Annotated in this window: 17 protein-coding genes; 10 read left to right on the top strand and 7 right to left on the bottom strand. The window is 42.5% G+C overall.

Annotation, left to right across the window (positions count from 1 at the left end; translation table 11 throughout):
• Nucleotides 1-9: 9 nt before the first annotated feature.
• The 4 genes from JMX48_RS10075 to JMX48_RS10060 form a co-directional block, all read right to left on the bottom strand.
• Nucleotides 10-960 (bottom strand): acetyltransferase, encoded by a 951-nt coding sequence (locus JMX48_RS10075; protein ID WP_201537334.1) that lies wholly within the window; start codon nucleotides 958-960, stop codon nucleotides 10-12.
• Between the two features lie 345 nt (nucleotides 961-1,305).
• On the bottom strand, nucleotides 1,306-1,944 hold the full coding sequence (locus tag JMX48_RS10070) for a phosphoadenosine phosphosulfate reductase family protein (protein WP_201537331.1): 639 nt from the start codon (nucleotides 1,942-1,944) through the stop codon (nucleotides 1,306-1,308).
• A 63-nt stretch (nucleotides 1,945-2,007) separates the two neighbouring features.
• Nucleotides 2,008-2,604: a DUF934 domain-containing protein gene (locus tag JMX48_RS10065; protein ID WP_201537328.1), complete on the bottom strand. Its 597-nt coding sequence runs from the start codon at nucleotides 2,602-2,604 to the stop codon at nucleotides 2,008-2,010.
• Nucleotides 2,597-4,282, bottom strand: a complete 1,686-nt coding sequence (locus tag JMX48_RS10060) for a nitrite/sulfite reductase (protein WP_201537325.1) — start codon at nucleotides 4,280-4,282, stop codon at nucleotides 2,597-2,599. The genes JMX48_RS10065 and JMX48_RS10060 overlap by 8 nt, the downstream gene beginning before the upstream one ends.
• A gap of 302 nt (nucleotides 4,283-4,584) precedes the next feature.
• Between JMX48_RS10060 and sat the strand changes: the two genes are divergently transcribed.
• Together sat and JMX48_RS10050 are read left to right on the top strand one after the other, a co-directional pair.
• The gene (sat, locus tag JMX48_RS10055) at nucleotides 4,585-5,823 is read left to right on the top strand and encodes a sulfate adenylyltransferase (RefSeq protein WP_201537322.1); all 1,239 of its coding nucleotides are present in this window, start codon (nucleotides 4,585-4,587) and stop codon (nucleotides 5,821-5,823) included.
• Between the two features lie 482 nt (nucleotides 5,824-6,305).
• Nucleotides 6,306-7,367, top strand: coding sequence for a sulfate ABC transporter substrate-binding protein (locus JMX48_RS10050; protein WP_227687978.1), 1,062 nt, complete (start codon nucleotides 6,306-6,308; stop codon nucleotides 7,365-7,367).
• Here JMX48_RS10050 and JMX48_RS10045 read toward each other — a convergent pair.
• Nucleotides 7,364-7,954 carry a hypothetical protein gene (locus JMX48_RS10045; RefSeq protein WP_201537316.1) on the bottom strand — a complete coding sequence of 197 codons (591 nt, stop codon included), beginning with the start codon at nucleotides 7,952-7,954 and terminating at the stop codon, nucleotides 7,364-7,366. The genes JMX48_RS10050 and JMX48_RS10045 overlap by 4 nt on opposite strands.
• A 238-nt stretch (nucleotides 7,955-8,192) precedes the next feature.
• On the opposite strand from JMX48_RS10045, the gene JMX48_RS10040 reads away from it, so the two are divergent.
• The 4 genes from JMX48_RS10040 to JMX48_RS10025 all read left to right on the top strand — a co-directional run bounded on the left by JMX48_RS10040 (nucleotide 8,193) and on the right by JMX48_RS10025 (nucleotide 12,140).
• Entirely contained in the window at nucleotides 8,193-9,293 is a 1,101-nt protein-coding gene (locus JMX48_RS10040) for a sulfate ABC transporter substrate-binding protein (RefSeq protein WP_201537313.1), read from the top strand.
• A 193-nt stretch (nucleotides 9,294-9,486) separates the two neighbouring features.
• Nucleotides 9,487-10,371 carry a sulfate ABC transporter permease subunit CysT gene (gene cysT / locus JMX48_RS10035; protein ID WP_201537310.1) on the top strand — a complete coding sequence of 295 codons (885 nt, stop codon included), beginning with the start codon at nucleotides 9,487-9,489 and terminating at the stop codon, nucleotides 10,369-10,371.
• Nucleotide 10,372: 1 nt separating this feature from the next.
• Nucleotides 10,373-11,305 (top strand): sulfate ABC transporter permease subunit CysW, encoded by a 933-nt coding sequence (gene cysW, locus JMX48_RS10030; RefSeq protein ID WP_201537308.1) that lies wholly within the window; start codon nucleotides 10,373-10,375, stop codon nucleotides 11,303-11,305.
• A gap of 112 nt (nucleotides 11,306-11,417) precedes the next feature.
• Nucleotides 11,418-12,140, top strand: coding sequence for a sulfate/molybdate ABC transporter ATP-binding protein (locus JMX48_RS10025; RefSeq protein ID WP_201537304.1), 723 nt, complete (start codon nucleotides 11,418-11,420; stop codon nucleotides 12,138-12,140).
• Between the two features lie 119 nt (nucleotides 12,141-12,259).
• On the opposite strand, the gene JMX48_RS10020 is transcribed toward JMX48_RS10025, so the two are convergent.
• The gene (locus JMX48_RS10020; RefSeq protein ID WP_201537301.1) at nucleotides 12,260-12,583 is read right to left on the bottom strand and encodes an ArsR/SmtB family transcription factor; all 324 of its coding nucleotides are present in this window, start codon (nucleotides 12,581-12,583) and stop codon (nucleotides 12,260-12,262) included.
• 370 nt (nucleotides 12,584-12,953) lie between these two features.
• Between JMX48_RS10020 and JMX48_RS10015 the strand changes: the two genes are divergently transcribed.
• From JMX48_RS10015 to bfr (JMX48_RS10005), 3 genes are all read left to right on the top strand, one after another.
• On the top strand, nucleotides 12,954-13,145 hold the full coding sequence (locus JMX48_RS10015; protein ID WP_201537298.1) for a bacterioferritin-associated ferredoxin: 192 nt from the start codon (nucleotides 12,954-12,956) through the stop codon (nucleotides 13,143-13,145).
• A gap of 426 nt (nucleotides 13,146-13,571) precedes the next feature.
• On the top strand, nucleotides 13,572-14,060 hold the full coding sequence (gene bfr, locus JMX48_RS10010; protein ID WP_201537295.1) for a bacterioferritin: 489 nt from the start codon (nucleotides 13,572-13,574) through the stop codon (nucleotides 14,058-14,060).
• A 65-nt stretch (nucleotides 14,061-14,125) separates the two neighbouring features.
• Entirely contained in the window at nucleotides 14,126-14,608 is a 483-nt protein-coding gene (gene bfr, locus JMX48_RS10005; RefSeq protein WP_201537292.1) for a bacterioferritin, read from the top strand.
• A gap of 138 nt (nucleotides 14,609-14,746) precedes the next feature.
• Here bfr (JMX48_RS10005) and JMX48_RS10000 read toward each other — a convergent pair whose 3' ends face one another.
• Nucleotides 14,747-16,123 carry a DHA2 family efflux MFS transporter permease subunit gene (locus tag JMX48_RS10000; protein ID WP_201537290.1) on the bottom strand — a complete coding sequence of 459 codons (1,377 nt, stop codon included), beginning with the start codon at nucleotides 16,121-16,123 and terminating at the stop codon, nucleotides 14,747-14,749.
• A gap of 310 nt (nucleotides 16,124-16,433) precedes the next feature.
• Between JMX48_RS10000 and yghU the strand changes: the two genes are divergently transcribed.
• Nucleotides 16,434-17,315 (top strand): glutathione-dependent disulfide-bond oxidoreductase, encoded by an 882-nt coding sequence (yghU, locus tag JMX48_RS09995; RefSeq protein WP_201537288.1) that lies wholly within the window; start codon nucleotides 16,434-16,436, stop codon nucleotides 17,313-17,315.
• Nucleotides 17,316-17,499: the final 184 nt, after the last annotated feature.

Here is a 17,499-nt window from a genome sequence, read left to right as displayed (position 1 = left end):
GCTTAAAGCTTACTCGAATTCGCTCAACATCTTAGTAATACGGGCATCTTTCTGTTGCCAGATATCTTCCAACCAATCAAACATCATTTTTTTGGTGGCTTCATCGCGGTCATAACCGCCATCCATAATTGCCGCAAATAATTCATCAGGAATCTTCAAACGAGTCACATCAACGCCCAAACGACGAATATTACCTTTCCACAAATCATCATAATCCGGCGTGCCATCTGGATACACAATCGTGATGTCTAAAACAGAATCCAACTGAGCGCCTAATGCATTGATCGCTAATGACAAACCGCCAGCTCGCGGTTTTAGTAAATGCTGATAAGGGGATTCTTGCTTGTCGTGCTTTTCTGAAGTGAAACGCGTGCCTTCCAAATAGTTGAGTAGGGCAAAGGGTTTGTTTTTTAATTGACGACACGCGCGCTTGGCTTCAATCAAATTTTTATTCTTAAGTTCTGAGTTTTTCGCCATCGCTTTGGGAGAAAATCGCTTAATCATGGGAAAGTCTAAGAAGTAAAACGCTTGACCAATGACCGGAATGTAGATCAAGTTAAACTTGGTAAAGAAACGCGTTAAAGGTAGTGTGTCTTGGCTGATATATTGCACGATACTGGTATCGACCCAAGACTGATGATTACTCACCAGCAGATATTGTTTGTCCTCGCTAAGGTCTTCAGGCAGGGTAATACGCCAGTCTTTGTGGGGTAGCGCATGATCAATAACGGCATTATTACTATTAATCCAGTATTTAGTGATCTCAATTAGTGCGTCATCAGCGCGTTTTGAGCCCGTTAATACTTTCACCGCGCCAAAAGTCCAGATGGGCAAACCAACAGCCACGCTATTGGCAGTGAGGACACCAGCGCCTGTCAAAAATGAGGCTACCTTACCGACTGCCGGTAATTTATCATGAAGCTTTTCGTAGAGTGAATCGATCTTTTTTTTAGAGGGCATAACAGATATCCATAGTAATGAATGCAACAAAAGCATTCGTGATTTAGCTTTAAGGGCTGGGCCTAATGACGGGCAGATCTCGACAGCAAGCCATAGAATAACTCAATGTTATACGATAAAAAGTAAAAAAAACGTTAAAAAATGGCATAAAAGCGTTAAAGAGGCAATTTACCACCTAATAATGCGCTATTGCTCAATAAATATTGATGAAAAGTAAAAGGCCTGTATTTGACGCAAACCGTATAACGTTGCCGTATCAAATACTATAATAAACACAAAAAAGAAGCGATGACATTAAAATCATCGCTTCTTTTTTCTTAAAACTATCTCTTACGCGGTGTTTGTCTACAACTGGGTATGCAAACCACACTCACGGCTTTCTTCTACTTTGGTTGGATCAAAGTAGTCAAATTCATTTGGCAAGCTTTGCTCTTCAAGATAGACATCTAGATCGGCGTCTGTTTTTTCAAATAATGGCGCAACTTTTAACACACCATCTTTTGATAAGCTAAGCACGTCTAGACCTTGACGGAACTCTGTTTGATCTTTACGAATAGCGTTGAACCACACATCAGGCTTTAGCTCAGTTAAGGCACGACGGAACGGCTCAAGCTTTACTTGATCCGTGAATTCGTCATGCTGCGGATTATCGATACCTGGGATACCGTTCATGGTCGCATCACGATAAGCGGCTGTTTGCTTAGGAATATACGTGACAACATTTAAGTTCAAATCACGGATGACCTTATTGGCAAATTGATACGTCGCATCGGTGTTGTAGCCTGAATCAACCCACAATACCGTGATGTCAGGACGTTGTTTGGCAACCAAATGCAATATCGCTGACTCGTAAGGACGGAAATTGGTCGTGATGATTGGGTTTTCCGCTTGAGTTAATGCCCATGCCACGATTTCTTCTGGCGACTTGCCTTGTAGCTCTTGGTTGGCTTGATCGATATCTAGATTTGGGTGTAATTGGCTCATGGTACGTTCCTTAATGGTTATTAATATAAAAATAGCTAAATTAAAATAAGAGGGGGAATAAAGTTAAGCGCCCGAAAACATCGGTAACGCGGCGGCATTTCGGCCATCATAACTGCTAGCAAGCGCATTAAATGCTTGACTGATATCAGAGATAGATTGCATATCGTGCTCACTAAGCACAAAGCTATCGACGCCCGCACGTAGCAAATAAGCAATTTGATCACGGCCAAACTTGCCCGCCATACGAATCTCGCCTTGATAACCGATTTGACGTAGAGTTTGAGCGTAACTGAATCCGCGACCATCGGTAAAAACAGGGACATGAATCACGATCAGTTCTTGCTGTAATAAAAACTCTGGCACACCAACCAATACATCCGTATCGCTATCAGACGTGACCCAAACACCAACACGGCTGGTATGTTGGTGCACTAATTCACGTAACTGTTGTAATAACCCGCCAGCGATTTTGCCTTTATTATCGAGCAAATCAGTAAACGGCAGTACGATCTCGAGCTTTTCTTGTTTCTGTAGTAATTCAACTAGCGATATATGTGATAAAGCAATACCATCCGGTAGCTCGTCGGTGCTAAGCGCCAACCATGTGTCGTTTTGACTGATATCGATACCATCGCTGTCTAACACATGATGATTACCCATAGACCTTCTCCTTAAAAGGTGCGATGCCAACACGATCGACCAAGTCAGCGAAGCGTTCTACGTCATGATCATTGCTCACGCGCTGCTCTATATAGACGTCTAATATTTTTTGTAGCGTAATAGCCACATCTGTCGCGGGCACTGCTTTGCCCAATATTTTACCAATTTTGGCATCATTGCTGGAATTGCCACCAAGACTTATTTGATACCAGTGCTCGCCCTTTTTATCGACGCCAAGGATACCGATATCGCCCGTATGATGATGGGCACAGGCATTCATACAGCCCGACATATTGAGGCGAATCTCACCCAAGTCATATAGGTAATCGAGATCATTAAACTGTTTTTCGATTTGCTCAGCGATATTATGGGTTGTGGCATTGGCAAGTGAGCAATAGTCCCAACCAGGGCAAACGATCATGTCTGTTAGCGTATTAATATTGGCGCGGGCTAAATGCAACTTAGACAGTTGTTGCCACAGCTCATACAAATGATTGGTTTGCACATCTGCAAATACCAAATTCTGCTGATAGGTACCACGCAATTCACTAAAGCTGTATTTATCGGCCAGATCAGCAAGTGCATCCATCTGTGATTCGCTAAGATCGCCTGATGGCACGTAGCGACCGTCTACCACACCCGCTTTTAAAGAAATGACCACAGCGCGATAACCGGCAACTTTGTGTGCCACAGTGTTTTGGGTATACCAATTGGTAAAATCTTTATCGCTCTCAAGCGTTTTTTGTAGCTCTGACTGAACTTGTAGCGCATCAAAAGCCGCGTAGTCAGGCTCAGTGAAAAAGCTACTGGCAGTCGCAAAATTGGCATCGGTTAGGGTTAGCGCGCCGTCTTTGGTATGCGCTTGCCACTCGGCATCGACCAACTTGGCAAAGGCTGGGCCGCCCATGCTCTCAACCAATATCTTGATGCGTGCTTTGAACTTATTATCGCGGCGACCATGTAAGTTATAGATGCGCAAAATAGCATCTAAGTAGCTAAGCAGGTGCTTACGTGGCAAAAACTCATTGATTACTTTACCAATCACTGGCGTACGTCCCAATCCACCACCAACCAACACCTCAAAACCAAGCTCACCTTCCTCATTGGTTTTTACATGTAGGCCGACATCATGTACTTGTGTCGCGGCGCGGTCATTGGCAGTACCAACCACAGCGATCTTAAATTTACGCGGCAAAAAAGCAAATTCAGGATGAAAGGTTGACCACTGGCGAATAATTTCGCAATAAGGGCGCGGATCGGCAATCTCTTCTTGGTGAATGCCAGCATAAGGATCGGTCGTGGTATTACGAATACAGTTGCCAGACGTTTGGATAGAGTGCATCTGTACCGAGGCCAGCTCTGCCAAAATGTCTGGCACTTCTTCAAGTTTTGGCCAATTTAGCTGAATGTTGGTACGAGTGGTGAAATGTCCGTAACCTTTGTCATATTTACGGGTAATTTCTGCCAATTTGCGTAATTGATAAGTCGCAAAAAGACCGTAAGGAATCGCAATGCGCAACATCGGCGCATAACGCTGGATATAAAGACCGTTTTGCAAACGCAGTGGCAAAAACTGCTCTTCTGGCAGCTCGCCTGCCAAAAATCGCTCGGTTTGGTCGCGAAATTGAGCAACTCGTTCCTCTACCAAAGTCTGGTCAGCGTAATTATATTGATACATGACGTAATCTCAGTTTTGTTTTTAAGCTTAAAGGCAGCGACGAAAATGATTTGCGTGTGTAATAGGTTTTATTGCCAATCGCATTATGAATAATTCAGCTTACCATCATATAAGCTTGCCTCCATAAACATAAATTCCTTTCAGACATATCCATATCCAAACACAGCATAAATTTTCATAAAGAAAGTTAGGTAGCCTATGCTTATCAAATTTAACGTCTGATTATTGGCACATTCTCTTCGGCTTTTAGCTTCTTCTTGCGTTATCTCTTATTTTTCCTTTATTAAGGTTTTAACATTCCTATGACTCAGACCACATCAAAACTCGTTCCGCCACATGGCAGCGCTGCGCTTAAGCCACTATTATTAAATGGCGATGCCCGCACTCAAGCGCTGAAACTTGCCAGCACATTGCCCACCATTACCCTAAGCTCACGTGAGCGCGGTGATTTGATTATGTTTGGTATTGGCGGCTTCACGCCATTGAATGGCTTTATGAGTCAAGCCGATTGGCAGGGCGTAGTTGATAACATGCGCTTGCAAAGTGGAGACAACGCTGGCTTGTTCTGGCCGATTCCCATCACTTTGTCTGCGCCAAAAGCGACCGCCGATAGTCTAAATCAAGGTGATAAAGTCGCCTTGGTGGCACAAGATGGCGAAATAATGGGTATCCTGACGGTTCAAGAAACCTATACCATTGATAAAGCGCATGAGTGTCAGCAGGTATTCACGACGACAGATTCGGAACATCCAGGCGTTCAACAAGTATTGAGCCAAGATGATGTCAATGTCGCAGGCAGTGTTGAGGTATTGAGTGAAGGTGAGTTCCCAACCCTATACCCAGAAATCTACAAAACACCGGCTGAAACGCGCGCGATCTTAGATGCGAATGGCTGGAAAACGGTCGCTGCCTTCCAAACTCGTAACCCGATGCACCGCTCGCATGAATACTTGGCTAAGATTGCCATCGAGATTTGTGACGGCGTATTGATTCATTCATTGCTAGGCGCGTTAAAACCAGGTGACATTCCAGCAGAAGTGCGCCAAGAAGCCATCAAAACCTTAATTGATAATTACTTTAGAAAAGACACGGTTATTCAGGCTGGTTATCCATTAGACATGCGTTATGCTGGACCACGTGAGGCGCTATTGCATGCCGTATTCCGTCAGAACTATGGTTGTAGCCATCTGATTGTTGGTCGTGATCATGCGGGCGTTGGTGACTATTATGGTGCCTTTGATGCGCAAACTATTTTTGAGCAGGTCGGTAAAGACGATTTGATTACCCAACCTCTAAAAATTGGCTGGACGTTTTGGTGTAATGCTTGTAATGCCATGGCCTCTGACAAAACCTGTCCGCATGATGCCTCTGAGCATGTCAAAGTTTCTGGTACGAAACTGCGTAAAGCACTGTCAGAAGATGAAGAGGTGCCAGAGAACTTTAGCCGTCCAGAAGTATTAGAGATTTTACGTGATTACTACGCAGGTATCGCTAAAGAAGAACGTGCTGAGGTCAAGCTCACTGGCGCTTCTGCTGTATAAATAATGTGCTATATGTCTTATTATTAAAGAATAAGACATTAAGAAATGATAAAAGGGGTCAGATTTATTATCTGATCCTTTTTTTTATTATCTAATTATCTAATGGATCAATTCATTATTAACAGAGGACTTGCTATTGCACCTGAATAACTTGAACTTTTTCATCTCAAAAATCTTTAGTTATTATGAGGCTGCATAAACAATCAATAAAATTACTTATGCCAAGTTCATCACTCGATAAGCTGATTCGTCATTAAACCTTTTTCAAACAAACTGCTAGCATGGTTTTCATTATCCATAGAGCCGCAATCAAAGCGTTATCGGTTTTATACCCTTATCGATATTTTGAAAAATTGGTTCTGTTAACGTTATCGAGAATATTTATGCAATCCATCACTAAAAAAATTACTCAAAAAAGTATTCAGTCCTTATCTCATCGCGGCAACGTCCGGAGTCCTCAACGTCTTAGCGCTAACAAAGGCATGCCAGCGCGCATGCTCACTATAAGTGGTGTCATGGCAGCGACCCTGCTTGTGACAGGCTGTGGCTCAAATGAGGCCAAAACACAGGGCGCGTCGACGACTGCGGGTGACCAAAAAAACATCAGCCTATTAAATGTCTCTTATGATGTGTCGCGTGATTTTTATAAAGACTATAACGAGATGTTCAGTGAAGACTATCAGAAAAATAATCCGAACAGTACAGTAGACGTCAAACAGTCGCATGGCGGCTCAAGTAAACAGGCATTGTCCGTTGCTAATGGCTTGCAAGCCGATGTGGTGACCTTTAACCAAGAAAGTGATATGAATCTGTTGGTCGAAAAAGGCTTGGTGGCTACTAACTGGCAGCAAGCTTTACCAAATAACGCTGTGCCCTATACCAGTACGATGGTGCTATTGGTACGTAATGGTAATCCAAAAAACATCAAAGATTGGTCAGACTTAGCCCGCAATGACATTGATATCGTCACACCAAACCCAAAAACCAGCGGCACAGCGCGCTATGCATTTTTGGGTGCTTACGGCTATGGGCTGCACCAATTCAAAGAAACCCCGCAAAGCCATGCCAAAACCGATGACTTTATGAAGAAGCTACTGGCAAATGTGGTCACTTATGACAATGGTGCGCGTGCCGCGACAACCAGCTTTACCCAGCGTGGCCTAGGCGATGTGCTGATTACGACCGAAAACGAAGCCCATTTGGCTGCCAAGCAATTTGCCAAAGGTCAAGTCGATATCGTCTACCCCAGCTATTCTGTATTGATTAACAATCCCGTTGCCGTAGTGACTGCGGTCACTGATAAAGCAGGCAAGACTGAGGCTGCCAATGCTTATCTAAAAGGTTTATGGGAGACGCCAGCACAGGAGCTAATGGCGCAGATGTACATGCGTCCTAACAATGAGCAAGTTCTGGCGGCCCACAAAGACACCTTACCTGACATCAATACCTTTGATCCTGTCACCGTCTTTGGCTCTTGGCCACAAATTATGGACACATTCTTTGTAGATGGCGGGCGTTTTGATCAGCTGGCAAGTAAACTTTAGATCTCAGTGAATGGTTCAATGAATGTTCCGACTATAATGAGCAACCACAGTAATGTACCAAGTGCTATCCAAATGTAATTCAAAGGAGTCAAGCCGCTATTACTTTTGCCTTTGGCATCTAAACTTGCGATATTCGCCTGAGATTGTGCCTGCCATGTGCTGAATGTCATGACACCAACCAGCAATATAGTAGATGCCAAATATACGATCGCAATTGGAGAGATCTTGTCCAACAACTTAAATAAAACTTCCCCAATAATATATACCACAGCAGCGATATGTAATCGCGGATTAGCAGTGCTTGTCACCTTGTTGGCAGCTAGTTCTATTTCTTCAAATAAGCTATAAACAAAAAATATAGCAAAAATTGCTCGTGCTATAGGCCACATTTTTTCGCCAGTGGCTTTTCGCCGTATGTTCCACTGTTTCCAAAACCAGTAATAACTGTAAAAGCTAAAAGTAACTATAAACAAGATGAAAAACTTCTTTTTAGCAACCACGTAAAATATAGGGGTTTCAGGTGTTAAAGGTAGTGGCAATGGTGGTGGCTGAGTTAGATCGCTGGCGGCTGACTTCTCTAAATTCATTCATTATTTCCCTGTATATATAGAATTATTTTATAAGTCGATTATAGTCGAAAAATATAACATGGAATGATTAATTGAATTACCAAATAGCAATTTTAGGATAAATGATCTATGGTTTAGCGAAAGTCAATAATCATTATTCCTTTTTGGCAATAACATACGCATATTCATCATTAAACATAATAAGGTGGCGCTGTTAGCATACTACTATTACTTAACCGATACCTTTGAGGGTTTTATGACAGACGCCGCGCGTTATCAACAAAAAAGCAAAACACTTAACGTCTTTAGCATCGCAGGCGTTGCATTAACCTTGGGTCTTGTTGGCTGTAGTAATAGCGATCAGGCAGAGACGACGGCGAGTGCTGATGGCACTGCCTCAACCACAGAAAAGCAAGATATCGAGCTACTGAACGTTTCTTATGATGTGGCACGCGACTTTTATAAAGACTACAACCCGCTATTCGTTGAGCATTATAAAACCGAACATCCAGACAGCAATATCTCAATCAAACAGTCACATGGTGGCTCAAGCAAACAAGCATTGTCTGTTGCCAATGGTCTGCAGGCGGATGTTGCAACCATGAATCAAGGCTCTGACATTGAGTTACTTGAGAAAAAGGGTTTGGTTGAAGCAGATTGGGAAAGTAAATTCCCAGACAATGCCGTGCCATTTACCAGCACGATTGTATTTTTGGTGCGTAAAGGCAATCCAAAAGGCATCAACGATTGGGAAGATTTGACCAAAGACGGTGTTGAAATTGTCATGGCCAATCCAAAAGTGACGGGCAATGGTCGTTATGCGTTTTTAGGTGCATTAGGTTATGGTCTTCATGCTTTTAATAACGAAGAAGCCCCTGCCAAAGTTTATGTGAAAGATATGCTCAAAAACGTCAAAGTCTATGAAAGTGGTGGGCGTGCCGCTACGACCACTTTCGTTCAGCGTGGTATCGGTGATGTCTTGGTGACTTTTGAGAACGAAGCCAACCTTGCCGCGACTGATTTTGGTGCCGGTAAAGTAGATATTGTTTATCCAAAATACTCTATCAAGTCAGAAAGCCCAGTGGCGATTGTAAAGTCAGTGGCTGACAAAAAAGGCACAACGGCGGCCGCAAAAGCCTATCTTGATTACTTATGGAGCGAGCCTGCTCAGCAGTTAGCGGCCGATCTGTACTTACGTCCTAGTGTCAAAAGTGTTCTGGACAAAAACGGTGACAAATTACCGCCAATTGATACTTTCCGTCCGAATGATGCTTTTGGGTCATGGGATGAGATCATGAGCACCTACTTCAGCGATGGCGGCGTGTTCGACCAGCTAGCCATCAACGCACCGCAGTAATCATGGTCTAAGCAAAACTACTGCGCTACCAGTTAACGTCATGCAGTAAGTCATGAAAACACCCATAAAGGACATGGCGTTCTGCGCTATGTCCTTTATAACATGGCTCTTTATGAAATAGACGAACCAATCATAAACTTGATACAACATGGTCTTACGATAAGTACCATCAGTTCGGCAATAGGACATCACTATGAGTGCAACATCTTCTTCTGCCAGCAAACCCCTTGCTAAAAAAGGGTGGCTGAAACGCTTGCGTCAACGCAATGTGATGCCTGGGTTTGGCCTGAGCATGGGTATTACTGTCTTTAGCTTATCTTTATTGGTGGTACTGCCGTTTGCCATGATGGCCTATACCACAACACAAATGGGCTGGACTGGCTTTTGGGAGACCATTACACAGCCGCAAGTCACCGCTGCTATCAAGTTGAGCTTGTGGATGTCATTTTTAGCCATGCTCACCAATATGGTGTTTGGTACGCTGGTTGCATGGGTACTCGTGCGTTATGAGTTTTGGGGTAAGTCATTGATCAATGCCTTAGTTGATCTACCATTTGCTTTGCCAACCGCCGTCACAGGTATCTCGCTTGCCACTCTCTATGCCCCTAACGGTTTAATTGGGCAATGGTTCGCAAAGTTTGATATTCAGGTCGCTTTTACGCCTATAGGGATTTGGCTCGCCTTAGTGGTAGTGAGTTTCCCTTTTATTGTCCGCGCCGTTCAGCCTGTATTAGCAGAGTTATCGGTTGAGTTTGAAGAAGCGTCAGCGGTATTGGGCGCCAATCGCTTAACCACGTTTCGTAAGATTATTTTGCCAGAGCTGCTACCCGCGTTATTGATGGGTGCAGGCATGATGTTTGCGCGTGCGACTGGCGAGTATGGCTCGGTAATTTTTATCGCGGGTAATATTCCGATGCAGTCTGAGATTTTACCGCTCATTATTATCAGTAAGCTGGAGCAATTTGATGTTCAAGGTGCCTCTGCTGTCGCGTTATTTATGCTTCTGATCTCATTTGTCATTTTATTGACGATCAACATTGTACAGTGGAAGCTGTCGCGCCGCGTAGGAGCTCGCTAACATGCAAATATCCAATAGTTATGACTACCAAAGCAACCCAGCAACCAAAGATACGCCATGGATACGCCGTACCTTTATCGTCATCGCTGTATTGTTTATGGTTATCATGTTGGTCGTGCCATTGCTTGCCGTATTTTACGAGGCCTTCAAAGGCGGCTGGCAGCTTTATGTTGCCTCGCTTGTCGATCCAGAGGCATTAGAAGCCATCAAGCTTACATTGATTACGGCTGCTATCGTCTTGCCAATTAACATGATTATGGGCATTGCCATTGCATGGTTGGTCACGCGTTATCAGTTCAAAGGTAAGCAGCTGGTCACCACCTTGCTCGATTTGCCATTTTCCGTGTCACCTGTTGTTGCAGGCTTGATGTTTGTCTTGTTATTTGGACTCAATTCCACTATTGGCGGCTGGCTTGAAAGCATGGGCTTCCAAGTTATTTATGCGGTACCGGGTATTGTTTTGGCGACGCTATTTGTCACTTTCCCATTCGTGGCACGTGAGCTGATTCCACTCATGCAGACCCAAGGCGACAGTGAGGAACAAGCGGCTCTGACCTTGGGCGCTTCAGGTTGGCAGACTTTTTGGCATGTGACTTTACCAAACATTAAATGGGCGCTGCTTTATGGTTTGATTTTGACCAATGCACGGGCGATGGGCGAGTTTGGTGCGGTGAGCGTGGTATCAGGTCACATTCGCGGTGAGACCAACACCATGCCGTTATTGGTTGAGATTGCTTATAACGATTATAACTTTACCGCCGCTTTTGCCTTATCGAGCTTACTTGCTGCGCTAGCACTAGTAACCTTACTGATTCAGCAGGTCATGACAAAGCTACAAGAGCGTAAGTTTGCTAAGTCCGAGCGGTTGGCAAGTGCGCCTGAGCTGCCAGTGAGTGCCAATGCAACGTCTCCTACCAGTCAAGATGAGCCGTAGTATTTGAGTCAGTAGTAGGGCTTAAGCCATTACTCATTTAATAATTAAGCAATTAGTCGTCGTTAAAGCAAGCTGCCACGATACGCCAAAAGAGACAATAAGAGATATCACTATGAGCATCGAGATTCGCAACGTTAATAAAAAATTTGGTGATTTTACTGCGTTAGACAATATCAATATCACCGTACCAACTGGTAAATTGACCACGCTTTTGGGGCCGTCGGGCTGTGGCAAAACCACTTTGCTACGTATTATTGCAGGTTTAGAATATGCCGACGCTGGACAAATATTGTTTGATGATCTGGATGTGACTGATACGCCTGTGCAAAAACGCCATATTGGTTTTATGTTCCAGCATTATGCGCTGTTTCGGCATAAAAACATCGCGGATAATGTCGCATTTGGGCTGACGCTTTTGCCAAAAAACGAGCGACCCAGCAAGGCCGATATTAATAAGCGCGTGGCAGAGCTATTAGACCTCGTCCAATTGCCACAAGTCGCCAATGCTTATCCGCACCAATTGTCAGGCGGGCAGCGTCAGCGGATTGCGCTGGCACGAGCACTTGCCGTCAAGCCAAAATTGTTGCTACTTGATGAGCCTTTTGGCGCGTTAGATGCCAAAGTGCGTAAAGAGCTGCGCACTTGGCTAAAGAACATTCATCATGAATTGGGTATTACCAGCATTATGGTGACGCATGATCAAGAAGAAGCACGTGCAGTGTCTGATGAGATTGTCGTAATGAACCAAGGACGAGTAGAGCAGGTAGGGACATCAGAGGAGCTGATACACCAACCAGCCAATGCCTTTATCAGTGATTTCTTAGACTTGGTATAACCATGTTTCTCGTTATAATCCTACTTACGACAATAAAAAAGACCTATATAATGATAGGTCTTTTTTATGCATCAAGCTATGTCTGATTCGATATCAATGGAGGATATCAATATTAGAAGTTAAGCAGATTTTGGCATATCAATCTCTTTGGTTGATATTTGCTGATAGGTGATATCTAAAATATCTTTACACCATTCTGGTAAATCACCTGCTACTTCATACCACATCCATGTGCCATCACGGACACAGCTTAAAATACCCAGTTTCTTTAAATGATTCAAATGACGCGATATCGTTGGTTGTGGCTGATCCAGTATTTCTACCAGCTCACCGACACAGCGTGCTTCTTTTTTGAAAAGAATTTGAAATATTTTTAAACGGGTAGGATCAGATAATACTTTAAATAACTCAATGGGTCGTATCGCAAAATTATTATCAGACATAGAGTAATTCCAATGAAGCTTTATTAATAAGCAGTCAATATAACAGCAGTTATCTACAAAATCGATTAAAAAATGAGCTAAATTACAGTTCGTCGCCAATTTAATACCTTTCATACCATTCAGTCACATATATATCCACATTCACTTACATTAATTATCTGTCTGTAATGTAACGATATTTTATGAATAAATAATAGTCAAATACTATTGCAAATGATAATAATTATCGTTATTATACGTACAGCAATAAGCACGATATTGAGTGGTTAGCTAAGGAAGATAACAAACCAATGACTCTCATTATCGCCGCTTTACATTCACAAGCAGTAAAAAGCAGTTATTGAATAGTGATATTCAGAGGAGCCAGTCTATGTACGTATGTATCTGTAACGACGTAAAAGAAAAGCAAATCAAAGCCGCGATTGCTTCAGGTATTGATACGCTTGATGGTCTAAAAGCTACCCTCGATGTTGCGACTTGCTGCGGCTGCTGTGAGCCTATGGTCAATGATTACCTAGACGAACACCATGCCAAATTAGATGATTTAGCGTATGCTGTTTGATTATTATCGGCTTATAGATTTTCTACTTCTGACCACTTAAACGCCTCTCCATTCAGTACTACACCTTCCATATTTTGCCCTTATCCTTCGCTTATTATGCTTAAAGGATAAGTCGCGCTGCTTAGATAACAGTCTCTGATAGACTCTAACAAAATTACTTTGCCTTATCTTCTTATATTGAGTATTGTAATCCATAGCGTTAGGCGATAATGATGCTAGCTAATTATGATTCTCAACTAGCATCTTATTCTTAGTTCTTAACATTACAAGCCATACAAGTGCCTATATGCTACTATCTTTGTCTAATGTAGTAAGACATTTTATCGATTCTGATTTTTAATCGTCAGTTTACTGACATTATGACCATAATATGGTTAATGATGAAAGTATAGCAATCTGTAAAATCTAAATAGGGGAGCATAAGTTATGATAGGTAGCCAAAAAGTCATCGATTATTTGAACTTTTTATTAGGTGGTGAGCTTGCTGCTCGTGATCAGTACTTTATACATTCAGAAATGTATGCTGAGTGGCATTATGGCAAATTATATGACCGCATTAATCATGAGATGCAAGATGAAACCTTGCACGCCCAAGCGATCATTCGCCGTATTTTGATGCTGAGCGGCACGCCTAAAATGACCGTCGATGCCATTCATATCGGAACTACTGTCCCTGAAATGTTGCAACTGGATCTTGATTTAGAGTATCAAGTACAGCAGCATTTAAAAGACGGTATCGCTCTTTGTGAAGCAGAGCATGACTATGTCACTCGTGAGATGTTAGTTGTACAGCTAAAAGACACCGAAGAAGATCATGCTCATTGGCTTGAGCAACAGTTGCGCCTTATCACTATGATTGGTCTGCCCAATTATCTACAAAGCCAAATGGCTGAAGTCACTCCTAACCTTATTTAATATCACGATAGATATGAATAGTAATACGATGTCGCTTAAATAATAAATACGTAAGGAGAGAGATAATGAAAGGGGATAAAGAAGTCATTCGCGCGCTAAATAAGGTACTGGGACAGTCGTTAATTGCGATCAATCAGTATTTTTTGCATGCACGTATCGCCCGTCATTGGGGATTAGAATCACTTAATGATTCGTTGTACAAACAATCTATCGCTGAAATGAAGTGGTCAGATGAGCTGATTGCTCGTGTTCTATTGTTAGGCGGATTGCCAAACTTGCAAGAACTGGGCAAAGTGATGGTAGGCGAAGATGTACCAGAGATTATTGACTGTAATCTACGCTTAGAAAAGCAAAAATTCGCTATTATCACCGATGCTATTACATTATGTGAGACACAATCTGACTATGTTTCTCGTCATTTATTGGTCACCTTAAAAGATGGCAATGAAGAATATCAAGATTGGCTAGAAACACAAGAAGACTTGATTGAAAGCATAGGCGTAGAGCGATACATCCAATCACAAATCAATGATGATGACGCACCTTAATCGCTTAATGATGTGATTGTCAGTAATGTGATTTAAACTTGCCAGCGGTTCATTTATTTAGATATTAGATAAATAAATGAACCGCTGGCTTTTTTACACCCAGATTTTGTGAATTTGAAATTTTTAAGTCATCAATAATCAATAAAGCCCACGTCCATCTTCAGGTTTCAAACGCAAGAAATGTAGACCCGATAGTATGGTAAGAATGCCAAGTGTCCAGTAGGTAAAATGAAATGCCGTCAGAGTATCTACTTGTAGACGGTCACGTAATAGATTTAGTAGGGCGGCGCCAAAAGCAATACCGAAGCTAATAGCGAGCTGCTGGTTGACTGCCATCAAACTATTGCCACTGCTGGTCTGTGTGCCTTGTAGATCGCCGATTGTAATGGTATTCATCGCGCTAAACTGCATCGAGTTACAGGCACCCATGAGGACTAATACAGGCACAAACCATAGCCATTGCGAAGGATTATTGAACTGCGCCAATACAATAATAGAGATACCCAATAATGAAGTATTATAAACCAACACTTTACGGTAGCTGTAACGCTGAATGATCTTACTAACAAATGGCTTCATTCCTAACGCACCAACAGCAATGGGCGTGAGCAACCAACCCGCCTGCGAAGGTGAGTACTCAAAAACCACTTGTAGCAATAGCGGTAATAAAAAAGGTACGGCACTAATGCCAAATCTCGTCGATAGGTTACCGACAATGCCGATTCGAAAGGTGCGTACGCCAAATAAGCTTAAAGGAAATAACGCGGCTTTCCGTTGCTTGGCATGCCAAATATAAGCACCGACTAGCACTGTGGCAATGAGAGCAAGCAATAAACCATATAACTCATTCCCTGTTTTTGAACCAAACTCAACGGCTAAAGTAAATCCAAAAGCGGCGCTGCCAAATAAGCCAAATCCTATCCAATCTAGACGTTTGGTATCCTCAAATAATGCAGGCACAAGTTTTTTACCCAGTATAAACCCAGCTATTCCCATTGGAATATTAATCAAAAATATCCAGTGCCAGCTGGCATACTCTACTAAATAACCACCCAATAACGGACCCACTAAAGGCGCAATCAATGCCGGAATAACGGCAAAATTCATCACCGTCAAGAGCTTATTGCGTGGGTAAGATTTGACCAAGATCAAACGGGCAACAGGCGTCATCATCGCGCCGCCCATACCCTGTACGATACGTGAGCCAATTAAGAAGTCTAAATTGGGAGAAATAGCGCAGAGTAATGAGCCAATGCAAAAAATCACAATCGCCGATAAGAACACACGACGTGTGCCATATTTGTCTGCTAAAAACCCGCTAATTGGAATAAAAATGGCCAAGGTTAACGCATAGCTGATGACCGCCCACTGCATTTTAAGTGGCGACTCACCGAGCGCTTGTGCCATTTGTGGCAGTGCTGTGTTCAAAATAGTGGCGTCTAAGATTTGCATAAATAGCGCCACCGCTAGCACGTAGGGTAGATATTTATCTTGTGTTGGGGTTAGCGTTACCATGTAAATCTCATTAGATATTTCATCATAAAATAAGCAAAAATAGCGTATACGACTGAGCCGCAATAGGAGCTCAGTCGTATAAAAAAGAATGAATCATAATAGGGTGTGTTTGATCCTTCAAAGCCAACGCCATCAAACAACGAAACGCTGTGTGATAACATTGATTACAAGAGAGGGCTTTAACATAGGGGTCAGTTCTCGTTATAGTAAACCCTCAGCAACGATTTCATTCAAAGAATATAAGTGGTGTTAGTAGCGTTATCACTAACATTATAAATGTGAATCAAAAAAAATAAATTGAGGTTATGTTATGAGTCAAGATAATAATAAATCTAGCAACGATAATAATGAACAAAACAGCGCCTATGTACCACCAAAGGTTTGGGTACAAGATAAAGACAACGGTGGTAAGTTCTCAGGCATCAATCGCCCAACCGCTGGCGCACGTTATGAGAAAGAGCTACCAGTCGGTGACGCGCCTTTACAGCTGTATTCTTTGAATACGCCAAATGGTGTCAAGGCAAATATACTGTTAGAGGAATTGGCTGAGCTTGGTGTTAAAGGCGCTGAGTACGATGCTTATAAAATTGACATCTCTAAAGGCGACCAGTTTGGTTCAGGATTTGTGGCAATAAATCCCAACTCAAAAATTCCAGCCTTGGTTGATCACTCTAATAGTGCGTCAAACGCTGACGCTAAAAATAGCGAGACCGATGAGCCCATTGCTATTTTTGAGTCAGGCGCTATTTTGATGTACTTAGCAGAAAAGTTTGGCAAATTTATACCACTATCAGCAGGGAAAGCGCGGGCTGATTGTCTGTCTTGGATTATGTGGCAGATGGGAAGTGCGCCTTTCTTAGGCGGCGGCTTTGGACATTTTTATGCTTACGCCCCTGAACCGCTAGAATATCCGATCAACCGCTATACGATGGAGACCAAACGTCAGCTTGATGTGCTCGATATTCATCTAAAAGACAATGAATACATGTGCGGCAATAATGAAGAAGATTACAATATTGCTGATATGATTATTTGGGCGTGGTATGGGCAATTGGTACTTGGCAAACTATACGATGCAGCAGAATTCTTGCAAGTAGACGACTACAAAAATGTAAAACGTTGGGCGATACAAATTGCTGAACGTCCAGCTGTCAAACGTGCGGTAGACTTGCATTTAAAACCAATCGACTAAAAAACGATTGTTAGTAAACAGGTATAAAAATAAGGCCGACAAGAGAAGATATTCGCTTGTCGGCCTTATTTTTATTAAATTCATTGCTATTCTGTATATGACCTATTAGAGTAAAGATCCATCTGATTTATTTACAAAATATCACTTTAGTACAACAAATAGAAACATCAATGCGTTAAGATGG

This window comes from Psychrobacter immobilis, from assembly GCF_904846225.1.
Classification (GTDB): Bacteria; Pseudomonadota; Gammaproteobacteria; order Pseudomonadales; family Moraxellaceae; genus Psychrobacter; species Psychrobacter immobilis_F.
This window is presented reverse-complemented; position numbering and strand designations above follow the sequence as displayed.

What these genes read in the sequence shown, in the direction of transcription:
- JMX48_RS10025 (WP_201537304.1), top strand. Translation starts at nt 11,418, where the DNA reads ATGAGCATCGAGATTCGCAACGTTAATAAAAAATTTGGTGATTTTACT.
- bfr (WP_201537292.1), top strand. Translation starts at nt 14,126, where the DNA reads ATGAAAGGGGATAAAGAAGTCATTCGCGCGCTAAATAAGGTACTGGGA.
- JMX48_RS10020 (WP_201537301.1), bottom strand. Translation starts at nt 12,583, where the DNA reads ATGTCTGATAATAATTTTGCGATACGACCCATTGAGTTATTTAAAGTA.
- cysT (WP_201537310.1), top strand. Translation starts at nt 9,487, where the DNA reads ATGAGTGCAACATCTTCTTCTGCCAGCAAACCCCTTGCTAAAAAAGGG.
- JMX48_RS10070 (WP_201537331.1), bottom strand. Translation starts at nt 1,944, where the DNA reads ATGAGCCAATTACACCCAAATCTAGATATCGATCAAGCCAACCAAGAG.
- JMX48_RS10015 (WP_201537298.1), top strand. Translation starts at nt 12,954, where the DNA reads ATGTACGTATGTATCTGTAACGACGTAAAAGAAAAGCAAATCAAAGCC.
- sat (WP_201537322.1), top strand. Translation starts at nt 4,585, where the DNA reads ATGACTCAGACCACATCAAAACTCGTTCCGCCACATGGCAGCGCTGCG.
- JMX48_RS10075 (WP_201537334.1), bottom strand. Translation starts at nt 960, where the DNA reads ATGCCCTCTAAAAAAAAGATCGATTCACTCTACGAAAAGCTTCATGAT.
- JMX48_RS10050 (WP_227687978.1), top strand. Translation starts at nt 6,306, where the DNA reads ATGCCAGCGCGCATGCTCACTATAAGTGGTGTCATGGCAGCGACCCTG.
- yghU (WP_201537288.1), top strand. Translation starts at nt 16,434, where the DNA reads ATGAGTCAAGATAATAATAAATCTAGCAACGATAATAATGAACAAAAC.
- JMX48_RS10040 (WP_201537313.1), top strand. Translation starts at nt 8,193, where the DNA reads ATGACAGACGCCGCGCGTTATCAACAAAAAAGCAAAACACTTAACGTC.
- JMX48_RS10045 (WP_201537316.1), bottom strand. Translation starts at nt 7,954, where the DNA reads ATGAATTTAGAGAAGTCAGCCGCCAGCGATCTAACTCAGCCACCACCA.
- cysW (WP_201537308.1), top strand. Translation starts at nt 10,373, where the DNA reads ATGCAAATATCCAATAGTTATGACTACCAAAGCAACCCAGCAACCAAA.
- JMX48_RS10065 (WP_201537328.1), bottom strand. Translation starts at nt 2,604, where the DNA reads ATGGGTAATCATCATGTGTTAGACAGCGATGGTATCGATATCAGTCAA.
- bfr (WP_201537295.1), top strand. Translation starts at nt 13,572, where the DNA reads ATGATAGGTAGCCAAAAAGTCATCGATTATTTGAACTTTTTATTAGGT.
- JMX48_RS10000 (WP_201537290.1), bottom strand. Translation starts at nt 16,123, where the DNA reads ATGGTAACGCTAACCCCAACACAAGATAAATATCTACCCTACGTGCTA.
- JMX48_RS10060 (WP_201537325.1), bottom strand. Translation starts at nt 4,282, where the DNA reads ATGTATCAATATAATTACGCTGACCAGACTTTGGTAGAGGAACGAGTT.